The sequence below is a fragment of the Bartonella sp. ML70XJBT.G genome (assembly GCF_028618575.1).
Taxonomy (GTDB): Bacteria; Pseudomonadota; Alphaproteobacteria; order Rhizobiales; family Rhizobiaceae; genus Bartonella.
Window position 1 is genome coordinate 1 of record NZ_JAQITA010000052.1, and the last position, 4049, is coordinate 4049.

Sequence of the window (4049 nt, forward strand, 5' to 3'; positions counted from 1 at the left end):
TCATTGCGTGAATATGCTTCAAAGTACCCTCGATTTCCGATATCCATGATGCTGTCTGCGATGCGTTCACCAATGCTTTTTTGCTTTTGAGTGCAATTTCCATAGTTGCCACCTTGTTGATTGATTTCGTATTTTTTTGAATTTCTTACCCAATTACGCCATGTTGCTTGCCAATCGATTTTGGTTGCATTTGCACCGGCTTTTGAACGCCAGTAATCTCGAAACTTTGCCATTTCGACTTTGATACGCTCTGGTGGCAAGCCCTCTGCAAGTGCAAAATCGTAATCGGGTTCGAAATCATCAGGCAATCGAGAGCCTCGATGAGCTTTTGAACGTTTTGGTTTTTTCGAAACGTTCTCTTGCTCGTGAATGGGAGGTTGGTTGTCTGATGAGGTTGTGATTTGCTCTGATGTGGTCTCAACAGCAGCAACCTCTGTTGGCTCGTCAACCAAATCGTTTGTTTCTAAACTTTCAGAACCAATTTCTTTTTTTGCTAAAACGATAGTTTTAGTTTTTTTATATATATTCTTATTCTGGTTCTTTATAGCTTGATTTTGCTTAGCGTTTGCTTCAGCAAAAAAAACGTTTTGCTTGTCATTTGCTTCAGCAAAATTATTAATATGTTGTTTTATATTATTTTTTGCTTGTGCACCTTTTTTACCAGCCTCACTACAACTTGCGATATGTGCTCTTTTTTATCAGCAAAATCGTTTAGCTCTTCTTCAACGCGCGTGTTCCACAATCCACGACCCATCTTCGTTTTTTTATGTATGACGAAATTAAGCCTGAATATATCGCGCAGATGCAATTTCAAATGGCATGCACAGGACGCAAATGGTGTCATTTCATTAGTTATAATCCGCAATTTTTAGGCAGATCTACTGGCTTGAGAATGAAAATCAAACGCGTCCCCCGTGATGAGGAACACATTGAAGAGATTAATAAAGCTGTTGAAGTTTTTTTAGCAGAAATAGAGCGAGACATGAGGAAGATTTTGACAAAAGCTGCTTAAAGTTTATGGGGATGCTTCCCCCCTAGACCCCCGCCCATTTAATTAACATAAAAAAAGAGAAAGGTAATGAGATGATATTTGATGATGGAGATAGATATGTAACAACACGTGAGTGTGCACAGCTTTTTAGTGTATCCACAACAACGATTCGCAATTGGGTGCTTCAGGGGTTATTTCCGGAGCCATATAAGCTAGGGAGAGCAGTAAGGTGGAGAAAGAAAGAGATCTTAGCCTTCACTCCAAAGAAAAATAAGGAGCAAATAGGAGCAAAATAGGTAAGATTGTATAAACCGTAGAAGGTGGTCTAAAAGGTGGTCTGAAAATAGCTCTTTAAAGAAAAAATCTATATATTACAGCGTGTTGAATATATAAAATGGTGCCCCCAGAGAGCCAATAGAATGCAAATAAAATTAATATGTTACTGTAATAATGAGGGAATAGTTGAATCTTGATTTTATTATTATTTTTTGTTTCTATCCCCCATCTTTTTGGAGCTTTTTTATCGCTTCAAGAGCTAGCCTTTTGCGGTCTGCGCTCTTTGTATAAAGAGATGCCATTTGGTCTTCTGTCCAGCCAAAAATTGCTTTCAATTGTGATACTGTTGCACCGGAATTAGCGGCGCGTGTTGCTGCTAATTTTCGCAAACCGTGTGCTGATTTTTTAATTCCAGCCGCATTACAAGCATCTCTAAATGCATTACCAAAGCTTTCTTTGATAAATTTTTGATTAGTTTTACTACAGATGAATGTTTCTTCTCCAACAGGACCAATTTTAAGTGTCTCTGCTAATTCTGGTAAAATAGGAAGAAAGACATCTGTTTGGAATTTGCTTTTTTCTGTTTTGAGATGGATGATATTATCATTGACGTCTTTCCAACCAATACGAACCGCATCACCACGACGCAAGCCCGTGTAAAGAAGAACGTCAATCCAAACACGTTCATGGGTCCCATGTGACCAGCATTGGTAGTATTTTTCAACATCTTCTTCTGTCCAAACAGCAAAGCCATCTTTATTGCTAAGAGCTGGTCTTTTTACTCCTACTGTTGGATTAGTTTCCAAAAGACCTTGTTCAATTGCCCAATTAAAAAGTCCATTAAGGGCTTTCAGAAAGTTTCTAGCCATTGCCGGTGTTTCTTTGCGTCGTTCAACACCAGCTATGATATGTTTCTTATCAATTGCTTGGTATGGTATGTTTCCTATACTATCGCATACCTTCATAAGGATGAGTTCTCGTTGTCTTTTTGTTGCTTTAGCGAGGCTGTACCAATTGACGCTATTAAAATACTGTTTGAGTAGCCATGCAAATGTCCCTTCAATCAGTTTACCAACTTTAGGTTTAGGAGGAATTATCCCTTGTAATTCGGCAAGAGCGTTTTTGTAATTGTCAACAAACTCTTGCGTTCCATAGGTTCCGCGTATTCTAATACGTTTTCCATGACCAATACGGACATACCATACAATTTTACCATGTTGTGTAATTTGTTTCACAAGGTGAGGAGGACGTGGTTTTGGCATGGTGAACCCTATAAGACGATATCATAATCATCAGGCGACAAATTCCATGATTTGTCAGAATGATTAGTTGAGTTTGGTAATGGGATATTGTCTTTAAGATAGATAAGCAGTTCGCCGGTAGGTTTGATTTCTATGAGTTCGCACCCTTGCTTTTTAGCTTCTCTTAAAGCCCGTGCAATGGTTGGCTGGGTTATGATAGCTGGTCGTGGCGCCATATCTTTTCTCCCTAATTTGAAGTGCAATTCACCCGTGGCATGAATCACGCATTTATTAAAATTTGTTATGAAAGGGCGGGGATAGAGGTGTCTTATGACATCTCCAGTTTAAAAGTCTGCAAGTTATTTATTAGATGTGTTTAATTTTATATTTCCAACCTTGTCGTTGTGTAAGAGCCTTTGCAATTTGTCCTCGATGACACATGCACACATCAGATTCAAAGCAAGTAATGGCAACACGTTTTTTGTCCAAAAAAAGCTGGTATAATTTTTCTATTGCATGAGGATTATTTTTCAGGGTTATATTTTGGTAATCTTCAAAAAGACGTTCATAATCTTCTCGTGTTTTCAGATTACGTCTTTTCTCAGAGGCAATTCCAAGTTCAGGAATGTGCATATATTCAATGTCAATGTTATTTACAGCTTTCTCTAATTGTCTTTTCGAAAAACCATGTTTTCTACTTATAGGATTTTTACGAACATCACACAAAGCTTTTATATCGTTTTCTATAAGGCAATTCAGATAACGGTCGAGTGATTTCCCCTCATAACCAATGGTAAAAAAGCAAGGTTTCTCATCGTTATCAGGGTGAATAGCCGCATATTTGGTGTTACACATGTTTAATTTCCTTATGCGAAAGGGCGGGGGTGCTAGGAGGCATGCAATTAACAAAGCACCCCCATGAGGTTAAGCAGCTTTGGTCAAGATCTTTGTCATGTCTTGTTCTATTTCTGCTAAAAAAGCTTCGACAGCTTGATTGATTTCTTCAATGTGTTTTTCATCACGATTGATCCGTTTGACTTTCATGCACAAGGGAGATGATTTGCCTAAGAATTGTGGATTATAGCTCATGAAATCGCACCATTTACGTCCCGTACAAGCCATTTGAAATTGCATTTGTGCGATATATTCAGGCTTGATCTTGTCATCTATAAAGAAGCGTATGTGGTTGATTTGTTGAGGGCACTTGATCTCCACTAAACCATCATTTCCAACAAAGCCATCAGGACTAGCACCAGCCATTTCTATTGTGGGATGTTGTATGAAACCGCATTTTATGACTTCAGCGTCATAAATGAATGCATATGCTTTTAGTGCGTCCTCTTCGTGTTCAATGCCCCATTGCATAGCAGGTGTCGTATAAGATTGGCTTATTTCTCCCGTTAATCGCTCTGTGATGAGTTTGATTTTGTAATCCTCATATTTGCTTGTGGGTGTTCCTTTAGCTGTTTTACTGAGTATGTTGTAAATGTTTGAAGCGGTGACTTTGCCTAACCGTGCTTGAAACCATTCTTCTGTTCTTT

Annotated in this window: 5 protein-coding genes and 2 pseudogenes; 2 read left to right on the top strand and 5 right to left on the bottom strand. The window is 38.5% G+C overall.

Annotated elements, in window-relative coordinates; translation table 11 throughout:
* Window positions 1-748, bottom strand: a pseudogene (locus PVV64_RS10005) (hypothetical protein); the annotation flags it as partial.
* On the opposite strand from PVV64_RS10005, the pseudogene PVV64_RS10010 reads away from it, so the two are divergent.
* Window positions 731-1012, top strand: a pseudogene (locus PVV64_RS10010) (exonuclease); the annotation flags it as partial. The pseudogenes PVV64_RS10005 and PVV64_RS10010 overlap by 18 nt on opposite strands.
* 71 nt (window positions 1013-1083) lie before the next feature.
* The gene (locus PVV64_RS10015) at window positions 1084-1287 is read left to right on the top strand and encodes an AlpA family transcriptional regulator (RefSeq protein WP_273760844.1); all 204 of its coding nucleotides are present in this window, start codon (window positions 1084-1086) and stop codon (window positions 1285-1287) included.
* A gap of 198 nt (window positions 1288-1485) precedes the next feature.
* On the opposite strand, the gene PVV64_RS10020 is transcribed toward PVV64_RS10015, so the two are convergent.
* The 4 genes from PVV64_RS10020 to PVV64_RS10035 form a co-directional block, all read right to left on the bottom strand.
* Entirely contained in the window at window positions 1486-2529 is a 1044-nt protein-coding gene (locus PVV64_RS10020; RefSeq protein ID WP_273760845.1) for a tyrosine-type recombinase/integrase, read from the bottom strand.
* A gap of 8 nt (window positions 2530-2537) precedes the next feature.
* A complete protein-coding gene (locus PVV64_RS10025; RefSeq protein WP_273760846.1) occupies window positions 2538-2744 on the bottom strand; it encodes a hypothetical protein in 207 nt (68 codons plus the stop codon).
* A 130-nt stretch (window positions 2745-2874) separates the two neighbouring features.
* On the bottom strand, window positions 2875-3363 hold the full coding sequence (locus PVV64_RS10030; protein WP_273760847.1) for a DUF488 family protein: 489 nt from the start codon (window positions 3361-3363) through the stop codon (window positions 2875-2877).
* 69 nt (window positions 3364-3432) lie between these two features.
* Window positions 3433-4049, bottom strand: a 617-nt coding sequence (locus PVV64_RS10035; RefSeq protein ID WP_273760848.1) for a lambda exonuclease family protein, incomplete at its 5' end; no start/stop codon positions are given.